Source organism: Streptomyces glaucus (genome assembly GCF_039533365.1).
Classification (GTDB): Bacteria; Actinomycetota; Actinomycetes; order Streptomycetales; family Streptomycetaceae; genus Streptomyces; species Streptomyces glaucus.
Genome location: NZ_BAAATK010000001.1, coordinates 78,499 through 98,316 on the forward strand (window position 1 = coordinate 78,499; position 19,818 = coordinate 98,316).

At 72.2% G+C, this 19,818-nt stretch carries 20 protein-coding genes, 1 tRNA gene and 1 riboswitch; of the genes, 10 read left to right on the forward strand and 11 right to left on the reverse strand.

The genetic code is table 11. The features are described from left to right. Nucleotide 1 precedes the first annotated feature (1 nt). Nucleotides 2-952, forward strand: coding sequence for a PLP-dependent cysteine synthase family protein (locus ABD363_RS00335; protein ID WP_344599276.1), 951 nt, complete (start codon nucleotides 2-4; stop codon nucleotides 950-952). 4 nt (nucleotides 953-956) lie between these two features. Here the strand turns inward: ABD363_RS00335 and ABD363_RS00340 are convergent, their stop codons facing one another. Further along, on the reverse strand, nucleotides 957-1,448 hold the full coding sequence (locus ABD363_RS00340) for a type II toxin-antitoxin system PemK/MazF family toxin (protein WP_344599277.1): 492 nt from the start codon (nucleotides 1,446-1,448) through the stop codon (nucleotides 957-959). 213 nt (nucleotides 1,449-1,661) lie between these two features. Between ABD363_RS00340 and ABD363_RS00345 the strand changes: the two genes are divergently transcribed. Next, nucleotides 1,662-2,414 carry an MBL fold metallo-hydrolase gene (locus tag ABD363_RS00345; protein ID WP_344599278.1) on the forward strand — a complete coding sequence of 251 codons (753 nt, stop codon included), beginning with the start codon at nucleotides 1,662-1,664 and terminating at the stop codon, nucleotides 2,412-2,414. Between the two features lie 81 nt (nucleotides 2,415-2,495). Here the strand turns inward: ABD363_RS00345 and ABD363_RS00350 are convergent, their stop codons facing one another. Together ABD363_RS00350 and ABD363_RS00355 are read right to left on the reverse strand one after the other, a co-directional pair. Beyond that, nucleotides 2,496-3,761: a PTS transporter subunit EIIC gene (locus ABD363_RS00350; RefSeq protein WP_344599279.1), complete on the reverse strand. Its 1,266-nt coding sequence runs from the start codon at nucleotides 3,759-3,761 to the stop codon at nucleotides 2,496-2,498. Between the two features lie 207 nt (nucleotides 3,762-3,968). Next, nucleotides 3,969-5,255, reverse strand: coding sequence for a PTS transporter subunit EIIC (locus ABD363_RS00355; protein ID WP_344599280.1), 1,287 nt, complete (start codon nucleotides 5,253-5,255; stop codon nucleotides 3,969-3,971). Nucleotides 5,256-5,436: 181 nt separating this feature from the next. Between ABD363_RS00355 and ABD363_RS00360 the strand changes: the two genes are divergently transcribed. The 3 genes from ABD363_RS00360 (at nucleotide 5,437) to ABD363_RS00370 (ending at nucleotide 7,013) form a co-directional block, all read left to right on the forward strand. Next, nucleotides 5,437-5,670 carry a PTS sugar transporter subunit IIB gene (locus ABD363_RS00360; RefSeq protein ID WP_344599281.1) on the forward strand — a complete coding sequence of 78 codons (234 nt, stop codon included), beginning with the start codon at nucleotides 5,437-5,439 and terminating at the stop codon, nucleotides 5,668-5,670. A 78-nt stretch (nucleotides 5,671-5,748) separates the two neighbouring features. After that, on the forward strand, nucleotides 5,749-6,486 hold the full coding sequence (rph, locus tag ABD363_RS00365) for a ribonuclease PH (RefSeq protein ID WP_344599282.1): 738 nt from the start codon (nucleotides 5,749-5,751) through the stop codon (nucleotides 6,484-6,486). Between the two features lie 128 nt (nucleotides 6,487-6,614). Then, nucleotides 6,615-7,013 (forward strand): hypothetical protein, encoded by a 399-nt coding sequence (locus ABD363_RS00370; protein WP_344599283.1) that lies wholly within the window; start codon nucleotides 6,615-6,617, stop codon nucleotides 7,011-7,013. Between the two features lie 149 nt (nucleotides 7,014-7,162). Here ABD363_RS00370 and ABD363_RS00375 read toward each other — a convergent pair whose 3' ends face one another. The 3 genes from ABD363_RS00375 to ABD363_RS00385 all read right to left on the reverse strand — a co-directional run bounded on the left by ABD363_RS00375 (nucleotide 7,163) and on the right by ABD363_RS00385 (nucleotide 9,853). Next, nucleotides 7,163-8,182, reverse strand: coding sequence for an ABC transporter ATP-binding protein (locus ABD363_RS00375; protein WP_344599284.1), 1,020 nt, complete (start codon nucleotides 8,180-8,182; stop codon nucleotides 7,163-7,165). Between the two features lie 2 nt (nucleotides 8,183-8,184). Next, the gene (locus ABD363_RS00380) at nucleotides 8,185-8,949 is read right to left on the reverse strand and encodes an ABC transporter permease (protein WP_344599470.1); all 765 of its coding nucleotides are present in this window, start codon (nucleotides 8,947-8,949) and stop codon (nucleotides 8,185-8,187) included. 103 nt (nucleotides 8,950-9,052) lie between these two features. Continuing rightward, entirely contained in the window at nucleotides 9,053-9,853 is an 801-nt protein-coding gene (locus ABD363_RS00385) for an ABC transporter permease (protein ID WP_344599285.1), read from the reverse strand. 202 nt (nucleotides 9,854-10,055) lie between these two features. Here ABD363_RS00385 and ABD363_RS00390 point away from each other — a divergent pair, with 202 nt between their 5' ends. Beyond that, nucleotides 10,056-12,452 carry a transglycosylase domain-containing protein gene (locus ABD363_RS00390; RefSeq protein ID WP_344599286.1) on the forward strand — a complete coding sequence of 799 codons (2,397 nt, stop codon included), beginning with the start codon at nucleotides 10,056-10,058 and terminating at the stop codon, nucleotides 12,450-12,452. Nucleotides 12,453-12,464: 12 nt separating this feature from the next. On the opposite strand, the gene ABD363_RS00395 is transcribed toward ABD363_RS00390, so the two are convergent. From ABD363_RS00395 to ABD363_RS00405, 3 genes are all read right to left on the reverse strand, one after another. Continuing rightward, on the reverse strand, nucleotides 12,465-12,785 hold the full coding sequence (locus ABD363_RS00395) for a DMT family transporter (protein WP_344599287.1): 321 nt from the start codon (nucleotides 12,783-12,785) through the stop codon (nucleotides 12,465-12,467). Nucleotides 12,786-12,821: 36 nt separating this feature from the next. Continuing rightward, nucleotides 12,822-12,891: riboswitch (guanidine-III (ykkC-III) riboswitch) on the reverse strand. A 184-nt stretch (nucleotides 12,892-13,075) separates the two neighbouring features. Beyond that, on the reverse strand, nucleotides 13,076-13,432 hold the full coding sequence (locus ABD363_RS00400) for a GroES family chaperonin (RefSeq protein WP_344599288.1): 357 nt from the start codon (nucleotides 13,430-13,432) through the stop codon (nucleotides 13,076-13,078). Nucleotides 13,433-13,489: 57 nt separating this feature from the next. After that, nucleotides 13,490-13,819 carry a DUF3618 domain-containing protein gene (locus tag ABD363_RS00405; protein ID WP_344599289.1) on the reverse strand — a complete coding sequence of 110 codons (330 nt, stop codon included), beginning with the start codon at nucleotides 13,817-13,819 and terminating at the stop codon, nucleotides 13,490-13,492. Between the two features lie 140 nt (nucleotides 13,820-13,959). Here ABD363_RS00405 and bcp point away from each other — a divergent pair, with 140 nt between their 5' ends. Both bcp and ABD363_RS00415 read left to right on the forward strand, forming a co-directional pair. After that, nucleotides 13,960-14,427, forward strand: a complete 468-nt coding sequence (bcp, locus tag ABD363_RS00410) for a thioredoxin-dependent thiol peroxidase (protein ID WP_344599290.1) — start codon at nucleotides 13,960-13,962, stop codon at nucleotides 14,425-14,427. Nucleotides 14,428-14,466: 39 nt separating this feature from the next. Further along, nucleotides 14,467-14,550, forward strand: a tRNA-Leu gene (locus ABD363_RS00415). A 16-nt stretch (nucleotides 14,551-14,566) separates the two neighbouring features. Here the strand turns inward: ABD363_RS00415 and rdgB are convergent. Both rdgB and ABD363_RS00425 read right to left on the reverse strand, forming a co-directional pair. Next, a complete protein-coding gene (gene rdgB, locus ABD363_RS00420; protein ID WP_344599291.1) occupies nucleotides 14,567-15,169 on the reverse strand; it encodes an RdgB/HAM1 family non-canonical purine NTP pyrophosphatase in 603 nt (200 codons plus the stop codon). 68 nt (nucleotides 15,170-15,237) lie between these two features. Beyond that, on the reverse strand, nucleotides 15,238-16,623 hold the full coding sequence (locus ABD363_RS00425; RefSeq protein WP_344599292.1) for an SGNH/GDSL hydrolase family protein: 1,386 nt from the start codon (nucleotides 16,621-16,623) through the stop codon (nucleotides 15,238-15,240). Between the two features lie 195 nt (nucleotides 16,624-16,818). Between ABD363_RS00425 and ABD363_RS00430 the strand changes: the two genes are divergently transcribed. Then, a complete protein-coding gene (locus ABD363_RS00430) occupies nucleotides 16,819-18,165 on the forward strand; it encodes a DUF445 domain-containing protein (RefSeq protein WP_425577913.1) in 1,347 nt (448 codons plus the stop codon). A 77-nt stretch (nucleotides 18,166-18,242) separates the two neighbouring features. After that, nucleotides 18,243-19,745 (forward strand): MFS transporter, encoded by a 1,503-nt coding sequence (locus ABD363_RS00435; RefSeq protein ID WP_344599294.1) that lies wholly within the window; start codon nucleotides 18,243-18,245, stop codon nucleotides 19,743-19,745. The last annotated feature ends 73 nt before the right edge of the window (nucleotides 19,746-19,818 follow it).

A 19,818-nucleotide genomic window follows, 5' to 3' on the forward strand; every position in this document is an offset into this window, starting at 1 on the left:
GATGCGCTACGACTCTCCGCTGGCCGCGGTGGGCAACACCCCCCTGGTGCGCCTGCCGCGGCTGTCGCCGTCCGCCGACGTCCGCATCTGGGCCAAGCTGGAGGACCGCAACCCGACCGGCTCGGTCAAGGACCGCCCGGCCCTGCACATGATCGAGCAGGCGGAGAAGGACGGCCGGCTGACCCCGGGCTGCACCATCCTGGAGCCCACCTCCGGCAACACCGGCATCTCGCTGGCCATGGCGGCCAAGCTCAAGGGCTACCGCATGGTGTGCGTGATGCCGGAGAACACCTCCCAGGAGCGCCGGGACCTGCTCGGCATGTGGGGCGCGGAGATCATCTCCTCCCCGGCCGCGGGCGGCTCCAACACCGCCGTACGGGTCGCCAAGGAGCTGGCGGCCGAGCACCCGGACTGGGTGATGCTCTATCAGTACGGCAACCCCGACAACGCCGGCGCGCACTACGCGACGACGGGCCCGGAGATCCTGGCGGACCTGCCCTCGATCACCCACTTCGTGGCCGGACTCGGCACCACCGGCACCCTGATGGGCGTCGGCCGCTACCTGCGCGAGCACAAGCCGGACGTGCGGATCGTCGCCGCCGAGCCGCGCTACGACGACCTGGTGTACGGCCTGCGCAACCTCGACGAGGGCTTCGTGCCGGAGCTGTACGACGCCTCCGTGCTCACCACCCGCTTCTCCGTCGGCTCCGCCGACGCGGTCACCCGCACCCGTGAACTCCTCCAGCAGGAGGGCATCTTCGCGGGCGTCTCCACCGGCGCCGCCCTGCACGCCGCGATCGGCGTCGGCCGCAAGGCGCTGAAGGCCGGCGAGAGCGCGGACATCGTGTTCATCGTGGCCGACGGCGGCTGGAAGTACCTCTCGACGGGCGTCTACACGGCCGCCACGACCGAGGAGGCCATCGAGACCCTCCAGGGCCAGCTCTGGGCGTGACGCCCTACGTGGCGAGGTGACGGACCTGGTCCCACAGGGCCGGGTCCACCACGCCCACCCGCCGCCGGAAGTCCCACACGGAGACGTCCCGCAGTTCGTCCGTCTCCAGGAAGCTGGCCCGGCCGTGGGCGTCCCCGACCGAGCCCGGCGGCAGCGGGATCACCCCGGACCGCCCGTCCCGGTACTTGCTGGTGATCCTCACGACGGTCGCCCGCCGGCCGTGCACGGCCAGCACCAGGCACGGCCGGACCTTCGCCGGCCCGTCGTCCCGCGCCGTCCCGCCGGGCACGCTCCGCGGGGCGCCCCCGGACGCCGCCCGGTCCTCGAACGGCACGCTCGCCCACCAGATCTCCGCCGGCTGCGGCCGCGCCGTCCGCTCCCGCGGCCCCGGCGGCCGCCCGCGGCCCGCCGGCCGCCGTCCCCAGCCGTCCACCAGCGTGGCGACCAGCGCGAGCAGGATCACCGCGGCGAGCGCGAGCCACCAGGACGTGTCCATACTGACGACGTTACCGGCGTACGCCACCCCCGCGCGCCCCCTCATCGGCCTCGTGCGCCCCACATCCAGCCGAACCGGTGACAGCGCAGGTGAGTTCGCCCACAACGGCCCCTGGCGGAGGAGCGACCGGAGGTTTCGCGCCTTACGCTCGACGGACCGCACGACCCCCGACGCCCCTCACCGACTTTTCCCGCCAGCGGAGGTTTCTGCTCCATGAAGCTCACCGTCGTCGGCTGCTCGGGGTCGTTCCCGTCCGCGGAATCGGCCTGTTCGAGCTACCTCGTCGAGGCCGACGGCTTCCGGCTGCTCCTCGACATGGGCAACGGCGCCCTGGGCGAGCTGCAGCGCCACTGCGGTCTCTACGACCTCGACGCGATCTTCCTCAGCCATCTGCACGCCGACCACTGCATCGACATGTGCGCGTACTTCGTGGCGCGCTACTACCGGCACGACGGCGGCCGCTGCGCCCCGCTCCCCGTCTACGGCCCCGAGGGCACGGAACACCGGCTGACCACCGCCTACGCCGACACCCCCACCGCCTCGTCCATGAGCGAGGTCTTCGACTTCCACACGGTCAAGCCGTCCACCTTCGAGATCGGCCCGTTCACCGTGCACACCGAGCGGGTGGCCCACCCCGTGGAGGCCTACGGCATCCGGATCGAGCACGACGGGAAGGCGCTGACGTACTCCGGCGACACGGGCGTCAGCGAGGCGCTCGACGACCTCGCCCGGGACGCCGACCTGTTCCTGTGCGAGGCCGCCTTCACGTACGGCAAGGAGGACATCCCCGACCTGCACCTCAACGGCCGCGAGGCGGGCCAGACGGCCAGCCGCGCCGGCGCCCGGCGCCTGGTCCTCACCCACATCCCCCCGTGGACCGACCCCCGCGTCAACCTCGCCGACGCCCACGCGGCCTACGACGGTCCGGTGGAGCTGGCGGCGCCGGGGGCGACGTACGAGATCTGACCCGCGAGGTCCGGCGCGGACGCGACGAAGGGCCCCGGAGCCGTCACGGCTCCGGGGCCCTTCGTCGCGCGCGGCCGGCTGTTACTTCGCCTCGGCCTTCTGCAGGTCCGCGAGTTCCTCGTCGGACTCGCGGCCCGGCGTCGGCAGGTCGAACTTCGTGATGGCGAAGCGGAAGACGACGTAGTACACCGCCGCGAAGCACAGCCCCACCAGGGCCAGGCCCCACGGGTTGGTCGCGATGCCCAGGTTGAGGAGGAAGTCGATCGCGCCGGCCGAGAAGCCGAAGCCGTCCTTCATGCCCAGCGCCCAGGTCAGCGCCATCGAGACGCCGGTGAGCACCGCGTGGACGGCGTACAGCACCGGGGCGATGAACATGAAGGTGAACTCGATCGGCTCGGTGACGCCCGTGACGAACGAGGTGAGCGCGAGGGAGAACATCATGCCGCCGACGACCTTGCGGCGCTCGGGCCGGGCGCAGTGCACGATCGCCAGGCAGGCGGCCGGCAGCGCGAACATCATGATCGGGAAGAAGCCGGTCATGAACTGGCCGGCGGTCGGGTCGCCCGCCAGGAACCGGGCGATGTCGCCGCTCTTGCCCTCGTACTCGCCGGCCTGCAGCCACGGGAAGGAGTTCAGCAGGTGGTGCATGCCGACCGGGATCAGCGCGCGGTTGGCGACACCGAAGATGCCGGCGCCCACGGCGCCCGAACCGACCAGCCACTCGCCGAGGTTGTGCAGGGCGGTGCCGAGCACCGGCCAGATGTAGCCGAAGACGATGCCGATGACCAGGCCCGCGAAGGCGGACAGGATCGGCACCAGGCGGCGGCCGCCGAAGAAGCCCGCCCAGTCGGGCAGCTTGGTGCGGTAGAAGCGCTGGTAGAGCAGGGCGACGACGAGCCCCATCACCACGCCGCCGAGCACCTTGGCGTCCACCGGCGCCTCGACCATGACGACCTTGCCGTCGACGACCGTGGCCACCTCGGGCAGGTTCTTGTCGGTGAACGTGGCGAGCACGTTCTTGAAGACGAGGTAGCCGACCACGGCGGCCAGCGCCGTCGAGCCGTCCGACTTCTTGGCGAAGCCGATCGCGATGCCCACGGCGAACAGCAGCGCCATGTTGTCCAGGATCGCGTTGCCGCCGGCCGCCATGAAGCCCGCGATCCGCGTGACGAAGGCGGGGAACGACTCGCGCCCCAGCATGTCGGTGTTGCCGAGGCGGACCAGGAGAGCGGCGGCGGGCAGCACTGCCACCGGCAGCATCAGGCTGCGGCCGATGCGCTGCAGAACAGCCATCACACCGGCGCCCTTCTTGTTTCCGGCCGCGGGAGCGGCGCTGGCCGTGGTCACAACTTCCTCCTGGGAATACCCCCGGCCGCAGGCTGGGGGAGGGCATGGCGCCGCCCGGGCACAAAGGAGGGGGACGGCGGTGTCTCTGGTCTACACCACCTGGTGGTGTAGACCTGTTGTAGCACGCTGAGGGGCGGATGAGGAACCCGCGACGACCGGGACCGGCCCGCCGGATTCCGGCGGCCGCGGCCCTCCCTCCGGCCGGGGTCAGGCCTTGGTCACGTCCTCGGTCTCCTCCTCCGGTTCCCGCCCCGGGGTCCTCAGGTCGAACCGGACGATCGCGAAGCGGAAGACCGTGTAGTAGACGGCCGCGAAACCCAGGCCGATCGGGACGATCAGCCACGGTCTGGTCGCCAGGTTCCAGTTGATGACGTAGTCGATCAGGCCCGCCGAGAAGCTGAAGCCGTCGCGCACGCCGAGCCCCCACGTCACCGCCATCGACACCCCCGTCAGCAGCGCGTGCAGCGCGTACAGCGGCGGCGCGACGAAGAGGAAGGAGTACTCGATCGGTTCCGTGATGCCGGTGACGAACGAGGTGAGCGCCACCGACAGCATCAGCCCGCCGACCTCCTTGCGGCGCGCGGGCCGCGCGCAGTGCGTGATCGCGAGGGCGGCGGCCGGCAGCGCGAACATCATGATCGGGAAGAAGCCCGAGGTGAACTGGCCCGCCTCCGGGTCGCCCGCCAGGAACATGTTGACGTCGCCGTGCACCACCGTGCCGTCGGGCCTGGTGTAGGTGCCGAACTGGAACCACAGGGGCACGTTCAGGAACTGGTGCAGGCCCACCACCAGCAGCGCCCGGTTCGCGACGCCGAAGACGCCCGCGCCCCAGGCGCCCAGGCCGCTCATCCGGTCCCCGAACCCCTCCAGCGCGTCCCCGACCGGCGGCCAGACCCACAGGCACAGCGCGGCGAAGACGATCGACGCGAACGCCATGACGATCGGCACGAGCCGCCGGCCGTTGAAGAAGCCCAGCCAGTCCACCAGCCGCGTGCGGTGCAGGCGCTGCCAGAGGAAGGCCGCCAGCAGGCCCAGGACGATGCCGCCGAAGACCCCGGGGTTCTGGTAGGTGAAGGCGGACACCGTTCCGTCCGCCGCCCGGCAGCCGGTCGTGACCGCCCGCGTGCCGGCCGGGCAGTCCTCGGGGAACTGGCGCAGCACGCTGTGGTAGACGAGGAAGCCCGTCAGCGCCGCCAGCGCCGTCGAACCGTCCGCCTTCCTCGCCATGCCGATCGCGACGCCCACGCAGAACAGCAGCGGCAGCCCCAGCGCCCCGTCGAGCAGCGCGCCGCCCGCGCCCGCCGTCACCTTGGAGAGGGCCGTCCACCCCAGCCCCTGGTCCCCGAACACGTCCGGCTGGCCGAGCCGGTTGAGGATGCCCGCGGCCGGCAGGACCGCGATGGGCAGCTGCAGACTGCGGCCCATCTTCTGCAGCCCCTGGAACAGGCTGTTCCAGCGGGCCCGGGCGGGGCTCACCGCAGGGTCGGCGCTCATCCGGATCCCCTCTGCCGGCCGGCGGGTTTGGCGACCCTCCGCAGGGTGGTGTAGACCAGTCCGCGGACGGTGGTCGCCTTGTCGTGAACGTCATCATCCGGGGCGTGCGACATGACCGCTCGCAAAGTTGGGCCAACTGTGGGTTACTGCGACAAAGCGGTTCTGATCAGGGAGAAAGAACATGGCCAGCAAGGCTGAGAAGATCGTTGCCGGGCTCGGCGGCATCGACAACATCGAAGAGGTCGAGGGCTGCATCACCCGGCTGCGGACCGAGGTCGTGGACCCCGGCAAGGTCGACGAGGCCGCCCTGAAGGCCGCCGGCGCGCACGGCGTCGTGAGGATGGGCACCGCCGTCCAGGTCGTCATCGGCACGGACGCCGACCCGATCGCGGCGGAGATCGAAGACATGATGTGAACCCGGCCCTCCCGCCGGGCGGGGCCCCTTCCGAACGCGGGAGGGGCCCCTCGCGCAGGTACGGCTAGGCTCACCCGCATGTCACGAATCGACGGCCGCACCCCCCAACAGCTCCGCCCCGTCACCATCGAACGCGGCTGGAGCAAGCACGCCGAGGGCTCCGTCCTCGTCTCCTTCGGCGACACCAAGGTCCTGTGCACCGCCTCCGTCACCGAGGGCGTCCCCCGCTGGCGCAAGGGCAGCGGCGAGGGCTGGGTCACCGCGGAGTACGCCATGCTGCCCCGCGCCACCAACACCCGCGGCGACCGCGAGTCCGTCAAGGGCCGGATCGGCGGCCGCACCCACGAGATCAGCCGCCTCATCGGCCGCTCCCTGCGGGCCGTCATCGACTACAAGGCGCTCGGCGAGAACACCATCGTCCTCGACTGCGACGTCCTCCAGGCCGACGGCGGCACCCGCACCGCGGCCATCACCGGCGCGTACGTCGCACTCGCCGACGCGGTCGCCTGGGGCCAGGCCAGGAAGCTGATCCGGCCCGGCCGCAAGCCGCTCACCGGCACGGTCAGCGCGGTCTCCGTCGGCATCGTCGGCGGCGTCCCGCTGCTGGACCTGTGCTACGAGGAGGACGTGCGCGCCGAGACCGACATGAACGTCGTCTGCACCGGCGACGGCCGCTTCGTCGAGGTCCAGGGCACCGCCGAGGCCGAGCCGTTCGCCCGCGAGGAGCTGAACGCCCTGCTGGACCTCGCGGTCGCCGGGTGCGCCGAACTGGCGGCGGCGCAGCGCGCGGCGCTCGACACCGGTGTGGAAAAGTAAAGGACGCACCAAGCCGGGTGGCCGGCGCGGGCAACCGCGACGCCGCCCGCCGCGTCCCTACAGGTACGGGCGCGCGGGCTCGCCCCCGTGCGCCCGGCCACCGGCCCGATCGAGGGAGGACCGTTTCCATGGCCGCGAGCCGCCGACGCCGCACCGCAGCCGTCGCCGCCACCCTGGCGGCCGCCGCGCTGACCGCCGGACTGACCACCGGCTGCGACGCCGTCGACAAGGCGCTGGACTGCGTCCAGACCGCCGACGCCATCGCCGACAGCGTCACCGAACTCCAGCAGGCGGTGGAGAACGCCTCCAACGACCCGACGCAGCTTCAGGAGTCCCTGAACTCCATCGAGAAGAACCTCGACAAGATCGGCGACCAGACCGACAACGCCGACGTCGACAAGGCGGTCGACGACCTCGGCAAGGCCGTCGGCAACGTCCGCACGGCGGTCGAGAACGGCGACGAGACCCCCGACATCGGCCCCGTCACGGACGCGGCGGGCGAACTGACGAAGGTCTGCACGCCGTAACCCCGCCAGGGCCGGGGGCGGCGCCGCGCACCGGTCCTGGCGGCGCCTTCCGGGACGCTCCCGCGACGGCCCCCGGGCGTCCCGCCGCGCCCGTCCCCGCGGGCCGCGTCCCGGGCACCGCGCCGGACGCGCGGAGCCCGGGGGCCTGTTCACTCCCCGACAGCGGCCTGCGAACCCCGGGCGCCCGGCACCACGCCCGCGCCGCCCGGGGACTGCCCGGCGTACATCCGGGCGATCACCGCCTCGATGTCCGGCTCCCGCACCGACAGGTCCACCAGCGGGTACGCCGCCGCGATCCGCGCCACCAGCGGCGCCGCCGACTGCGACGCCGGGAACGCCAGCCACTGCCGGGGCCCCGCCACCCGCACCACCCGGGCCGGCGCGGCCACCTCGACCGGCGGGAACTCCCGCTCCAGGTCCACCACCAGGACGCGTTCGCTCTCCCCGGCCTCGTGCAGCCCGGCCGGCGGGCCGTCGTACATCAGCCGCCCGTGGTCGATGACCATCACCCGCGAGCACAACTGCTCGATGTCCTGCAGGTCGTGCGTGGTCAGCAGCACCGTCGTGCCGCGCTCGGCGTTCAGCTCCCGCAGGAACCCGCGCACCCTGGTCCTGGAGACCACGTCCAGGCCGATCGTCGGCTCGTCGAGGTACAGCACCTCCGGGTCGTGCAGCAGGGCCGCCGCGATGTCGCCGCGCATCCGCTGCCCCAGCGACAACTGCCGCACCGGCACGTCCAGCAGGGCGCCCAGTTCCAGCAACTCCACGCACCGGTCGAGGTTCTCCCGGTACCGGGCGTCGGGGATGCGGTACATGCGGTGCGCCAGCCGGTAGGAGTCGATCAGCGGCAGGTCCCACCACAGCGTCGTCCGCTGCCCGAACACCACCCCGATGCGGTGCGCGAGCCGGATCCGGTCCCGGGACGGGTCGATCCCGGCCACCCGCAGCCGGCCGCCGCTGGGCGTCAGGATGCCCGTCAGCATCTTGATCGTCGTCGACTTGCCCGCGCCGTTCGGCCCGATGTAGCCGACCATCTCGCCGCGCGCCACGGTGAAGGAGATCCCGTCCACCGCCCGCACCCGCCGCCGCTCCCGCCGCAGGAACCCGGTCCTCCTCCGCACGTCGAAGACCTTCTCGACGCCGTCCAGCTCGATCAGCGCACCGTCCACCGCTAACTCCCCGTACTCCGATACGACCGCAGCCCCGCCCGCCAGGCCAGCCCGGCCGGCACCCAGCACGCCGCCGCGACCAGCGGCGTGGCGAACGCCGCCCACCAGGGCAGCCCGAGCGGCAGGGGCCGCCCCAGCAGGAAACTCGCCGGCAGCCAGTTCACGAAGGACAGCGGCACCAGGAACGTCACCCCGCGCACCAGGTCCCGCCCGAACACGCTCGGCGGGTACTGCAGCAGCGTCGTCCCGCCGTAGGTGAACGCGTTCTGCACCTCCGCCGCGTCCTGCGCCACGAACTGGAAGGACGCGCCCGCCACGAACACCGCGCCGAAGATCGCCGCCCCGCCGGCCAGCATCACCGGCACCAGCAGCGCCTTCGGCCCGCTCCAGTCGACGTCGACCGCCGTCAGCGCCCAGCCCAGCACCAGCGAGCCCTGGGTGATCCGGCCCAGGCGGCGCAGCGCGAAGCGGTCCGCGGCGACCTGGGCGAGCACCGGGGCGGGCCGCACCAGCAGGGTGTCGAAGGAGCCGTCGCGGATCCGGACGCCCAGCGTGTCCATCGAGCCGATCACCAGGTCGGCGGTCCCGAACGCCGTCGCGGACAGCCCGTACAGCAGGGCCACCTCGGGCAGCGACCAGCCGCCGAGCGAGTCCACCTGCGAGAACATCAGCAGGATCGCGACGAAGTCCAGGCCGGTCACCAGCAGGTTCCCGAACACCGTGAGCGCGAACGAGGCGCGGTAGGCCAGGGTGGACCGGATCCACATCCCGGCGATCAGCCGGTAGGCCCGCAGGCCCTCGCCCACCCGGCGGAGCACACCCGGCCCGGACACCCCCGCGAGCCGCGGGAACCCGCCCGCACCGGACACCTCACCCACCCTGCACCACCACCCGCCGCGTCGCCGCCGCCTGCACCAGCCGGCCCGCCGCCAGCAGCACCACCGCCCAGCCCGCCTGGAAGGCGTACGCCGCCGGCGGACCGGTCTCGCCCATCAGCACGTCCGCCGGCATCTGCAGCTGCGCCGCCCACGGCAGCGCCCGGACGACGTCGCCGAGCGCGCCCGGGAAGGCGTTCAGCGGCAGCGTCATGCCGGAGCAGAAGACCCCCGTGACCATCAGCGCCTGCGAGACGCCCGTGCCGTCCAGCAGCCAGAACACGCTCAGCGCCGCCAGATAGCGGATCGCGAAGCTGACCACCATCGCCAGCGCCAGCGCCAGCGCGAACGCCGCCCAGGTGAGGACGTCGGCGGGCAGCGCCGTCGGGAAGAACAGCGCCCCGAACGCGAACGGGACCACCCCCCGGCCCAGCAGCTGGAACAGCGCCCGCCCCAGATCGCTCGCCAGCCACCACAGCTGCAGGTCGGCCGGCCGGTACAGGTCGACCGCGATCTCCCCCGTGCGGATGCGGTTCATCAGCTCCTTCTCGACGCCGCCGCCCTGGACGGCGAGCGTCGCGAACAGGCACTGCCCGAGCCACACGTACGTCACCGCCTGCGCCTGGTCGTACCCCCCGAGGTGCGGCTTCTCCTCCCACAGCGCCAGGTAGGTGTACACCAGGATCAGCCCGAAGACGGTGTTGGTGAACACCCCGGCCGCCGTGGCCGCCCGGTAGGTCGCGTACCGTCGGAAGCCCCCCGCCGCGACGGCCGCGTACAACCGTCCCGAGCCCACACCCACAGCCCTCCTCGTCCGCCCGGCACCGAAGCGCAGAAGCCTAGTGGGCGGAGGGACGGCCGGCCCACGGATTTTTTCCGGGTGTGCCGGTGACCGGGAACGGAACGGCCGCTGCGAGAGTCTTCCTCTGGGGGCCGGATGGCGTACGAGGCCGTACGGAAACGAACGTACGACGCAACAACAGGAGTCCGTGCACGACATGAGCGACGAGCCGCAGCCGCAGCAGCCGAACGAGGGCTGGGCACCGGGAGAGCCACAGGCGGCTCAGGACGAGGGGGGCGCGAAGCCCGAGCGGCCCAGGCGGACCGGCTGGCGCCGGCTGGTCCCGACCTGGCGCGTGGTGCTCGGCGCCTGCGTCATCGTCGTCCTGCTGGCGGCCGGCGGATTCTTCCTCGGCTACCAGCTGGTGAAGATCCCGCCCGCCAACGCGCTCGCCACCCAGCAGGCCAACGTCTACCTCTACGCCGACGGCTCGGTGATCGCCCGCGACGGCGAGGTCAACCGGGAGAACGTCACCCTCGACCAGATCTCCGAGGACGCCCGGTACGCGATCCTGGCCGCCGAGGACCGCGACTTCTACACCGAGTCCGCCGTCGACCCCAAGGCGATGCTCCGCGCCGCCTGGAACACCGCCCTGGGCAAGGGCAAGCAGTCCGGCTCCACGATCACCCAGCAGTACGTGAAGAACTACTACCTGCGCCAGGAGCAGACCGTCACCCGCAAGGTGAAGGAGTTCTTCATCGCGATCAAGCTGGACCGCGAGCAGAGCAAGGACAAGATCCTGGAGGGCTACCTCAACACCAGCTTCTTCGGCCGCAACGCCTACGGCATCCAGGCCGCCGCCCAGGCCTACTACGGCATGGACGCCAAGGACCTCGACGCCGGCCGCGCCGCCTACCTCGCGGCCCTCGTCAACGCCCCCAGCCAGTACGACGTCGTCGCCCACCCCGAGAACCGCAGGGCCGCCGAGGCCCGCTGGAACTACGTCCTCGACGGCATGGTCACCAAGGGCTGGCTCAGCCGGTCGGAGCGGGCCGGCATGAAGTTCCCGATGCCGAAGGAGACCACGATCTCCACCGGCCTGTCCGGGCAGCGCGGCTACATCGTCCGCATCGTCCAGGACTACCTCGTCCAGAACGAGATCGTCGACGAGGCCTCGCTCGACGCGGGCGGCTACCGCATCACCACCACCCTGCACAAGGACAAGCAGGACGCCTTCGTCAAGGCCGTCGACGACCAGCTGATGAGCAAGCTGGACAAGAAGAACCGCAAGGTCGACACCTACGTCCGCGCGGGCGGCGCCGCCATCGACCCGAAGACCGGCGAGGTCGTCGCGATGTACAACGGCATCGACTACGTCAAGCAGTACACGCCCAACGCCACCCGCCGCGACTTCCAGGTCGGCTCCACCTTCAAGCCGTTCGTGTTCACCGCCGCCGTCGAGCACGGGTCGCGGACCCAGGACGGCCGCCCGATCACCCCGAACACGATCTACGACGGCACCAACAAGCGCCCCGTGCAGGGCTGGAGCGGCGGCTCCTACGCCCCCGAGAACGAGGACCAGGTCTCCTACGGCGACGTCACCGTCCGCGAGGCCACCGACAAGTCCGTCAACTCGGTCTACGCGCAGATGGCCGTGGACGTCGGCTCCGACAAGGTCAAGGAGACCGCGATCGACCTGGGCCTGCCCGCCACCACCCCGGAGCTGTACCCGTCCCCGTCCATCGCGCTCGGCGTGGCCCAGGCCAGCGTCCTGGACATGGCGGAGGCGTACGCCACCCTCGCCAACCACGGCAAGCACGGCACGTACACGATGATCAAGAAGATCACCAAGGACGGCAAGGAGACCGTGGAACTGCCCGAGCGGCGCACCCGGCAGGCCGTCAGCCGCGAGGCCGCCGACACCACCACCGCCGTCCTGCGCAGCGTGGTCCAGAACGGCACCGCCACCGCCGCCCAGGCCGCCGGCCGCCCCGCCGCCGGCAAGACCGGCACCGCCGAGGAGGACACCGCCGCCTGGTTCGCCGGCTACACGCCCGACCTCGCCACGGTCGTCTCCGTCATGGGCCAGGACCCCGTCACCGCCGCCCACAAGTCGCTGTACGGCGCGATGGGCCTGGACCGCGTCAACGGCGGCGGCGCCCCCGCCGAGATCTGGGCCCAGTTCACCAGGGACGCGCTGGAGGGCGAGCCGGTCGCCGACTTCGACCTGCGGATCCAGGCGGGCGCCGACCAGCCGCAGGCCCCCGCCACCGAACCGTCCGGCACCCCCGGCACGGACGACCCGGCCGAGGGCGACGCCGCGACGGGCGGGGACACCGGCGACACCCCCGGCGGCGAGACCCCGGACCGGACGCCGGACCAGAGCGGCGGCGACACCCCCGGCACGGCCGACGGCGGCACCACCGGCGGCCCGGCGACCGGCGGCACCCCGCCCGAGGGCGGCGCCGCCGACACCGGCGGCACGGCCGACGGCGGCACCACCGACGACCCGGCGACCGGCGGCACCCCGCCCGAGGGCGGCGCCACCGGCACCGGCGGCACGACCGGCACGACCACCGGCACCGGCGCGCAGAACGCCTCCCGCCGGCAGTGACCCGGTGACGCCTCAGTGACCGCTGGTCGCCTTCAGCCCCACCACGGCGACCAGCAGCAGACAGATGAAGAAGATCCGGGCGGCGGTCACCGGCTCCCCCAGCACCACCATGCCGAGGACCGCCGCCCCGGCCGCCCCGATGCCCACCCACACGCCGTACGCCGTGCCGATGGGCAGGGTCCGGGCGGCGTACGACAGCAGCAGCATGCTCGTGACGATGCCGGCTCCGGTGAGCACGCTGGGCAGGGGGCGGGTGAAACCGTCCGTGTACTTCATGCCGACCGACCAGCCGACCTCCAGCAGACCGGCGACGACGAGCAGCACCCAGGCCACGACAAGCACCTCCGGGACGTCGAACCACTGACAGCGAATGCGTCGTCTTTGCCTGCATCCCGGTACGGCGCGTCTCGTCGGGCTCCTTCGAACCTAGCAGAGAAACGAAAGAAGGGGCCGGTGACCACGGTCACCGGCCCCTTGAGCCGTCGATTACCAGGTGCAGAGCTACGGACCGTCGACCGGCCCGCGGAAGCCGGACCGGCCACCGGTCCCACGGACACGGACCGGCCGCCGGCCCGCGGAGGCGAACCGGCGGCGGGGCCGACGGGTACGGTCCGGCGGCCGGCCTACAGGTACAGGCCGGTGGAGTCCTCCGCCCCCTCGAACCGGTCCGCGGCCACGGCGTGCAGGTCGCGCTCGCGCATGAGCACGTACGCGATGCCCCGCACCTCGACCTCGGCCCGGTCCTCCGGGTCGAACAGGACCCGGTCGCCCGGCTCGACGGTCCGTACGTTCTGTCCCACCGCGACCACCTCGGCCCAGGCCAGCCGACGGCCGACCGCCGCCGTGGCGGGAATCAGGATGCCGCCCCCGGAACGCCGCTCGCCCTCGTTGGTGTCCTGCCGCACGAGTACCCGGTCGTGCAGCATCCGGATGGGCAGCTTGTCGTGATGGGGACTGTGCTCGTTTCTGTTGGCGCTCACGCCTTCGAACCTACCTGCCTTCGACGCGTCCGTACGCGGGTGGGTGGGTCCTTGTGCTCAGCCCTTGCGCCGCCGGGTGCCCAGGGCGAGCAGCCCCACGATCCCGACCACGACCAGCGCGACCGGCACGACCCGCTCCAGCCGGGGCGCGCCCTGCTCGTCGACGAGCTGCGCCTTCACATCGCTCACCACGCGGTTGACCTGGACGTAGGCCCGTCCCAGCGTGTGATCGACGTGGGACACGGCCCTGGCCTTCGCGTCGCCCACGATCGTCCGGGGATGCACCCGCACCCCGATCTCGTCGAGCGTCTCGGCCAGCACCTCGCGGCGGCGCCTGATGTCCGCCTCGATCTGCGCCGGGGTTCTGGTGTCCGACGTGTCCGCCACCGTACGGCCTCCGAAGTTGGCTGATGCTGTTCCGGACAGTCTGGCAGCTCCGTGCCGGTCCGCACGGCCAGGACCCCCCGGTTAGGCTCGGACCGGCACGCCTTTCCCGCCAGCACGCACGTACGAGGAGTCAAGGACCGATGGCCGAGCGCCTTACGCCCGGGGACGTGGCCCCCGCCTTCACCCTGCCCGACGCCGACGGCAACGAGGTGTCCCTGGCCGACCACAAGGGCCGCAAGGTCATCGTCTACTTCTACCCGGCGGCCCTGACCCCCGGCTGCACCAAGCAGGCCTGCGACTTCACCGACAACCTGGAGCTGCTGGCCGGCGCCGGCTACGACGTGATCGGCGTCTCCCCGGACAAGCCGGAGAAGCTCGCGAAGTTCCGCGACCAGGAGTCCCTGCGGGTCACCCTCCTCGCCGACCCCGACAAGAAGGTGCTGGAGGCCTACGGCGCCTACGGCGAGAAGAAGCTGTACGGCAAGACGGTCGTCGGCGTCATCCGCTCCACGGTGATCGTCGACGAGGAGGGCAAGGTGGAGCGGGCCCTGTACAACGTGAAGGCCACCGGCCACGTCGCCAAGATCATCAAGGATCTGGGCCTCTGAGGACGCCGCCCGGCCAGTAACATGGCCGGGCGACGACAAGCGGCCGTGGTGGAATTGGCAGTCACGCTGGGTTTAGGTCCCAGTGGGGTAACTCCCGTGAGGGTTCGAGTCCCTCCGGCCGCACCGAACGTCCGGCTCGTCAGCCGATCAGCTCCCGCACCACCGGCACCAGCGCCCGGAACGCCTTCCCCCGGTGGCTGATCGCGTTCTTCTCCTCGGGGGTCAGTTCCGCGCAGGTGCGGCTCTCGCCCTCCGGCTGGAGGACCGGGTCGTAGCCGAAGCCGCCGGTGCCGGCCGGTTCCCGGCGCAGGACTCCGCGCAGTCGGCCCTCCACCACCCGCTCCGTGCCGTCCGGCAGGGCCAGGGCCGCCGCGCACGCGAAGTGGGCTCCCCGGTGTTCGTCGGCGATGTCCGCGAGCTGGGCGAGGAGGAGGTCCAGGTTGGCCTTGTCGTCGCCGTGCCGGCCGGCCCAGCGGGCGGAGAAGATGCCGGGGGCGCCGTTCATGACGTCGACGCACAGGCCCGAGTCGTCGGCGACGGCCGGCAGGCCGGTGGCCTTCGCCAGGGCGTGGGCCTTCAGGAGCGCGTTCTCGGCGAAGGTGACGCCGGTCTCCTTCACGTCGGGGACGTCGGGGTAGGCGTCCGCCCCGACGAGTTCGTGCGGCAGGCCGGCCTCGGTGAGGATGGCCCTCAGCTCGGTGATCTTTCCGGCGTTGCGGGTGGCGAGGATCAAGCGGGTCATGGGGTCCAGTATTCCGGGACCCCCTGACCGTGCGACCCCGCGGCCCCGTGCCGCTCCGGTCCGCCCGGTTACAGCTCGGCCGGCACCGAGCCCTTCAGGTCGGCCAGGTCGAACACCTCGGCCATCCGCGCGTAGCCCTTGTCGCTGGGGTGGAGGTGGTCGCCGGAGTCGTAGTCGGCGCGCAGCCTGCGCGGGTCGTACGGGTCGCGCAGGGCCCGGTCGAAGTCGACGACGGCGTCGAAGACGCGGCCGGCGCGGATCTCGGCGTTGATCCGCTGCCGTACGGTCTCGCGCTGCGGGGTGTAGCCGCGGTGGCCGCCGAAGGGCATCAGGGTGGCGCCGACGACCTTGAGGCCGCGGGCGTGGGCCTGGTCGGTCATGGTGCGCAGGCCGTCGAGGATCTGGTCGGGGTCGGCGAGCTGCGGGTTGCGCAGGATGTCGTTGACGCCGAGGGCGATGACGACGGCCTTGACGTTGGGGCGGCCGAGGACGTCGCGGCCGAACCGGTGCAGCCCGCTGGGGTTGTCGGCGGGGCGGCCGAGGCCGTCGGTGAGGATCCGGTTGCCGCTGATGCCCTGGTTGACGACGCTGTAGCGGGGCACGTCCCGGCCGGCCGCGACGGCGGTGTGCAGCCGGTCGGCGAGGACGTCGGGCCAGCGGCGGTTGGCGTTCTCGGTGGAGGTGATGCCGTCGGTGAGGGAGTCGCCGATGACGACGACGGTGCCGTCGGACTCGTTGCTGAGGACGTCGAGCGCGGTGAGGTAGCGCCAGTAGGGGGTCCGCTCGGTGTAGGCGGTGGCGGTGACGTCCTCGGTGTGGTCGCCCTCGGCGAGGTAGGAGGTCTGCCGGGCGTGGGGGTGGTAGGTGACGGGGCCGGAGGGGGTGGGGGAGTAGGTGGTGACCAGGACGTCGCTGTCGTGCGGGACGGTGAGGCGGACGGCGTCGCTCGTCACCTGCCCGCCGGACGGGATGACGACGGTGGGGTCGCCGCCGAAGGTCAGCCGCCGCATGGTGCCGTCGGCCGCGGCGGCGGTGCCGGTGCCGGCGGCGAGCGCGAGGGAGGCGTGGGTGACGGTCAGCGGGGACTGGCCGTAGAGATTGGAGAGCGTGATGCGGGCACTCGTACCTCCGACGCTCGTGTGCACGACGTTGCGTACGGAGCGGCCGGCCATACCGGTGGTCTCGGTTCGGGGTTCGGCCGCGGCCGGGGAGGTGGTCCAGGTGCCGACCCAGGTGCCGGTGGAGGCGGGGGCGGCGGAGTTGTGCGGGGTTCTCCCCTTGACGAGGGTGTCGCCGGCGGTGCCGTCGCCGGTGGCGACGGAGACGTAGATGGCGGTGGAAAGAGCCACGATCGCGGCGATGATCGCGGCGAGCAGGGCACGGTGCTGGGTGGGGACCACCGGCTTCTGCCGCTCGGCAGCGAGCCCCACACGCCCGTCACGACCCCGGGTCATGCTGTGTTGTTCTCCTCGGGAGATGGGAGCCCGAGGCTCCGATCCGATGAGCCCATGATGCGTCATGGGCCGGGGGGAAGCCGACAGGACCCCCGCGCGTTCCCCCGTCCGGACAGACGCGGGGAACTCCTGTTCCGTTCCGGGAGTAGGCCGGGAAGGGACAATGTGTGCGGGATCACCGAGCGGGTGGAGCGGATGGAACGGACGAAAGCGGGAGAGACCGGTGCCGTCGGGCCGGGGGGACGCCCTGTCCGCCCCGGCGCCGCCGTGAACCGTGCGATGACGACCTTCAGTCCGGCGGACGAGGAGAAGCGGCGCGGGGTGCGCCGGATGAAGCTGACCGCGACCGGTCTGCTGCTGTTCGTGGCGCTGGTGTACGTCCTGGCCGAGTGGGCGCAGAACTCCGGTGCGGGCGCCTGGGCGGGCTATGTCGCCGCGGCGGCCGAGGCGGGCATGGTCGGCGCGCTCGCGGACTGGTTCGCGGTCACCGCGCTCTTCCGGCGCCCGCTCGGCCTGCCCATCCCGCACACGGCGATCATCCCGACCAAGAAGGACCAGCTCGGTGTCTCCCTGGGCGAGTTCGTGGGGGAGAACTTCCTGTCCGAGGACGTCGTGCGGCAGCGGCTGCGGGTGGTCGGCATCGGCGGCCGGCTGGGCGCGTGGCTGGCGGTGCCGGACCACGCCGACCGGGTCACGGCGGAGCTGTCGACGGCGCTCAGGGGCGCGCTGACGGTGCTGCGCGACTCGGACGTGCAGGCGGTGGTGGGGGAGGCGATCACGCGGCGGGCGAGCGTGCAGGAGGTCGCGCCGGGCCTCGGCAAGATGCTGGAGAAGGTCGTCGCCGACGGCGCCCACCGGCGCCTGGTCGATCTGGTCGTCTCCCGTGCGCACGACTGGCTGGTGCTGCACGTCGACGACGTGATGGACGCCGTGCAGGGCGGGGCGCCCGGCTGGACGCCGAAGTTCGTGGACCGGAAGGTGGGCGAGCGGGTCTACAAGGAGCTGCTGCGCTTCACGGCCGAGATGCGGGACATGCCCTCCCACCCGGCGCGCGGCGCCCTGGACCGGTTCCTCACCGACTTCGCCGCCGATCTGCAGTCCGACACCGACACCCGGGCGCGGGTGGAGCGGCTGAAGACCGAGGTGCTGGGCCGGGGCGAGGTGCAGGACCTGATCGCCTCGGCGTGGACCGCCGTACGGTCCATGATCGTCTCGGCGGCGGAGGACGAGCGCAGCGAGCTGCGGCTGCGGGTGCGGGCGTCGCTGCTGTCGCTGGGGGCGCGGATGGCGGGCGACGCGAAGGTGCAGGGCAAGGTCGACACCTGGGTGGAGGGCGCCGCGGTGTACGTGGTGACCACCTACCGCAAGGAGATCACCTCCCTGATCACCGACACGGTGGCGGGCTGGGACGCCGAGCACACCACGCGGAAGATCGAGGCGCACATCGGCCGTGACCTGCAGTTCATCCGGATCAACGGCACGGTGGTGGGGTCGCTGGCGGGACTGCTGATCTACACGGTGTCGCGGGTGCTGGGGGCGTAGGGGCGGTTGCCTCGGGCGAGTGAACCGGCCGGGGCGGGGCACACGGTCTGGCGGTCCGCTCGATGAGGAGGGAGCCCATGACCACCGCAGAGGCCGGGACCGGCCGCACCATCACCTCCGACATCCCCGCCCGCCTGGACCGCCTTCCGTGGTCGCGCTGGCACTGGACGATCGTCATCGGCCTGGGCACCGTGTGGATCCTCGACGGCCTCGAGGTCACGGTCGTGGGCAACATCGCCGGCCGTCTGTCGGAGCCCGGCAGTGGCCTGCCGATCACCTCCGGCGAGGTCACCGGCCTGGCCGCCGCCCTGTACGTGGCCGGGGCCTGTTCGGGCGCCCTGTTCTGGGGGCGCCTGACCGACAAGTGGGGGCGCAAGAAGCTCTTCATGATCACGCTCGCCGTCTACCTCGGTGCGACGGCCCTGACCGCGATCTCGTTCGACACCTGGTGGTTCTTCCTGTTCCGGTTCCTCACGGGCTTCGGCATCGGCGGTGAGTACGCGGCCATCAACTCCGCGATCGACGAGCTGATCCCGGCGCAGTACCGGGGCCGTGTCGACCTGATGATCAACGGCAGCTTCTGGCTGGGCGCGGTCGGCGGCTCGCTGCTGTCGATCGTCGCGCTGAACACCGAGATCCTGCCGATGAACGTGGGCTGGCGGCTGACGTTCGCGCTCGGCGCGGTCCTCGCCCTGGTGATCCTGCTGGTGCGGCGGCACGTCCCGGAGAGCCCGCGCTGGTTGCTGATCCACGGCCGGGACGACGAGGCGGAGCGGATCGTGTCCGGCATCGAGCGGGAGATCGAGGCGGAGCGCGGCGAGCGGCTGCCGCGGGCGCAGGGCAGCCTCACCCTCCACCAGCGCCCGAGCGTCACCTTCGGGGAGATCGCCCGCACCGTCTTCTCGAAGTACCGCCGGCGCGCCACCCTGGGCTTCGCCCTCTTCATCGGGCAGGCGTTCCTGTACAACGCCATCACCTTCGGCTTCGGCGCGATCCTGACGACGTTCTACGACGTCCCGACCGGCAGCACCGGCTACTACTTCGCCGTCATCGCGCTCGGCAACTTCTTCGGCCCGCTGCTGCTGGGCAAGCTGTTCGACACGGTGGGCCGCCGGGTGATGATCTCCTCGACGTACCTGCTCTCCGGCCTGCTGCTGTTCGGCACGGCCTGGCTGTTCGACCAGGGCTCGCTGAGCGCGGGCACGCTGACGGCCTGCTGGTGCGCGGTGCTGTTCTTCGCCTCGGCGGGCGCGAGCAGCGCCTACCTGACCGTCTCCGAGATCTTCCCGATGGAGACGCGGGCGATGTCCATCGCCTTCTTCTACGCCCTGGGCACCGCCGCGGGCGGCATCAGCGGCCCGCTGGTCTTCGCCGGCCTGACCGAGTCCGGCGTGGTCGGCGACACGGTCCTCGCCTTCCAGATCGGCGCCGCCCTGATGTGCGCGGCCGGCCTGGTGGCGGCGGCCCTCGCGGTCCGGGCGGAGCGCCGCTCCCTGGAGGACATCGCCAAGCCGCTGACGGCGGCGGCGTCGGCGGTGCCGGAGGGCACCGGCCGGCGGTCCCGGACGGCCACGTCCTAGGAGGCACCGGACGGCGCGGCGGTCCGCCCGGTCACCCGGACCGGGCGGACCGCCGCGCCGTCCCGTCCGGGCG

Bases quoted from the DNA above. Each gene is read 5' to 3' on its own strand.
- ABD363_RS00335 (WP_344599276.1), top strand. From the start codon at position 2: ATGCGCTACGACTCTCCGCTGGCCGCGGTGGGCAACACCCCCCTGGTG.
- ABD363_RS00340 (WP_344599277.1), bottom strand. From the start codon at position 1,448: ATGGACACGTCCTGGTGGCTCGCGCTCGCCGCGGTGATCCTGCTCGCG.
- ABD363_RS00345 (WP_344599278.1), top strand. From the start codon at position 1,662: ATGAAGCTCACCGTCGTCGGCTGCTCGGGGTCGTTCCCGTCCGCGGAA.
- ABD363_RS00355 (WP_344599280.1), bottom strand. From the start codon at position 5,255: ATGAGCGCCGACCCTGCGGTGAGCCCCGCCCGGGCCCGCTGGAACAGC.
- ABD363_RS00360 (WP_344599281.1), top strand. From the start codon at position 5,437: ATGGCCAGCAAGGCTGAGAAGATCGTTGCCGGGCTCGGCGGCATCGAC.
- rph (WP_344599282.1), top strand. From the start codon at position 5,749: ATGTCACGAATCGACGGCCGCACCCCCCAACAGCTCCGCCCCGTCACC.
- ABD363_RS00370 (WP_344599283.1), top strand. From the start codon at position 6,615: ATGGCCGCGAGCCGCCGACGCCGCACCGCAGCCGTCGCCGCCACCCTG.
- ABD363_RS00380 (WP_344599470.1), bottom strand. From the start codon at position 8,949: ATGTGGATCCGGTCCACCCTGGCCTACCGCGCCTCGTTCGCGCTCACG.
- ABD363_RS00390 (WP_344599286.1), top strand. From the start codon at position 10,056: ATGAGCGACGAGCCGCAGCCGCAGCAGCCGAACGAGGGCTGGGCACCG.
- bcp (WP_344599290.1), top strand. From the start codon at position 13,960: ATGGCCGAGCGCCTTACGCCCGGGGACGTGGCCCCCGCCTTCACCCTG.
- rdgB (WP_344599291.1), bottom strand. From the start codon at position 15,169: ATGACCCGCTTGATCCTCGCCACCCGCAACGCCGGAAAGATCACCGAG.
- ABD363_RS00425 (WP_344599292.1), bottom strand. From the start codon at position 16,623: ATGACCCGGGGTCGTGACGGGCGTGTGGGGCTCGCTGCCGAGCGGCAG.
- ABD363_RS00430 (WP_425577913.1), top strand. From the start codon at position 16,819: ATGGAACGGACGAAAGCGGGAGAGACCGGTGCCGTCGGGCCGGGGGGA.
- ABD363_RS00435 (WP_344599294.1), top strand. From the start codon at position 18,243: ATGACCACCGCAGAGGCCGGGACCGGCCGCACCATCACCTCCGACATC.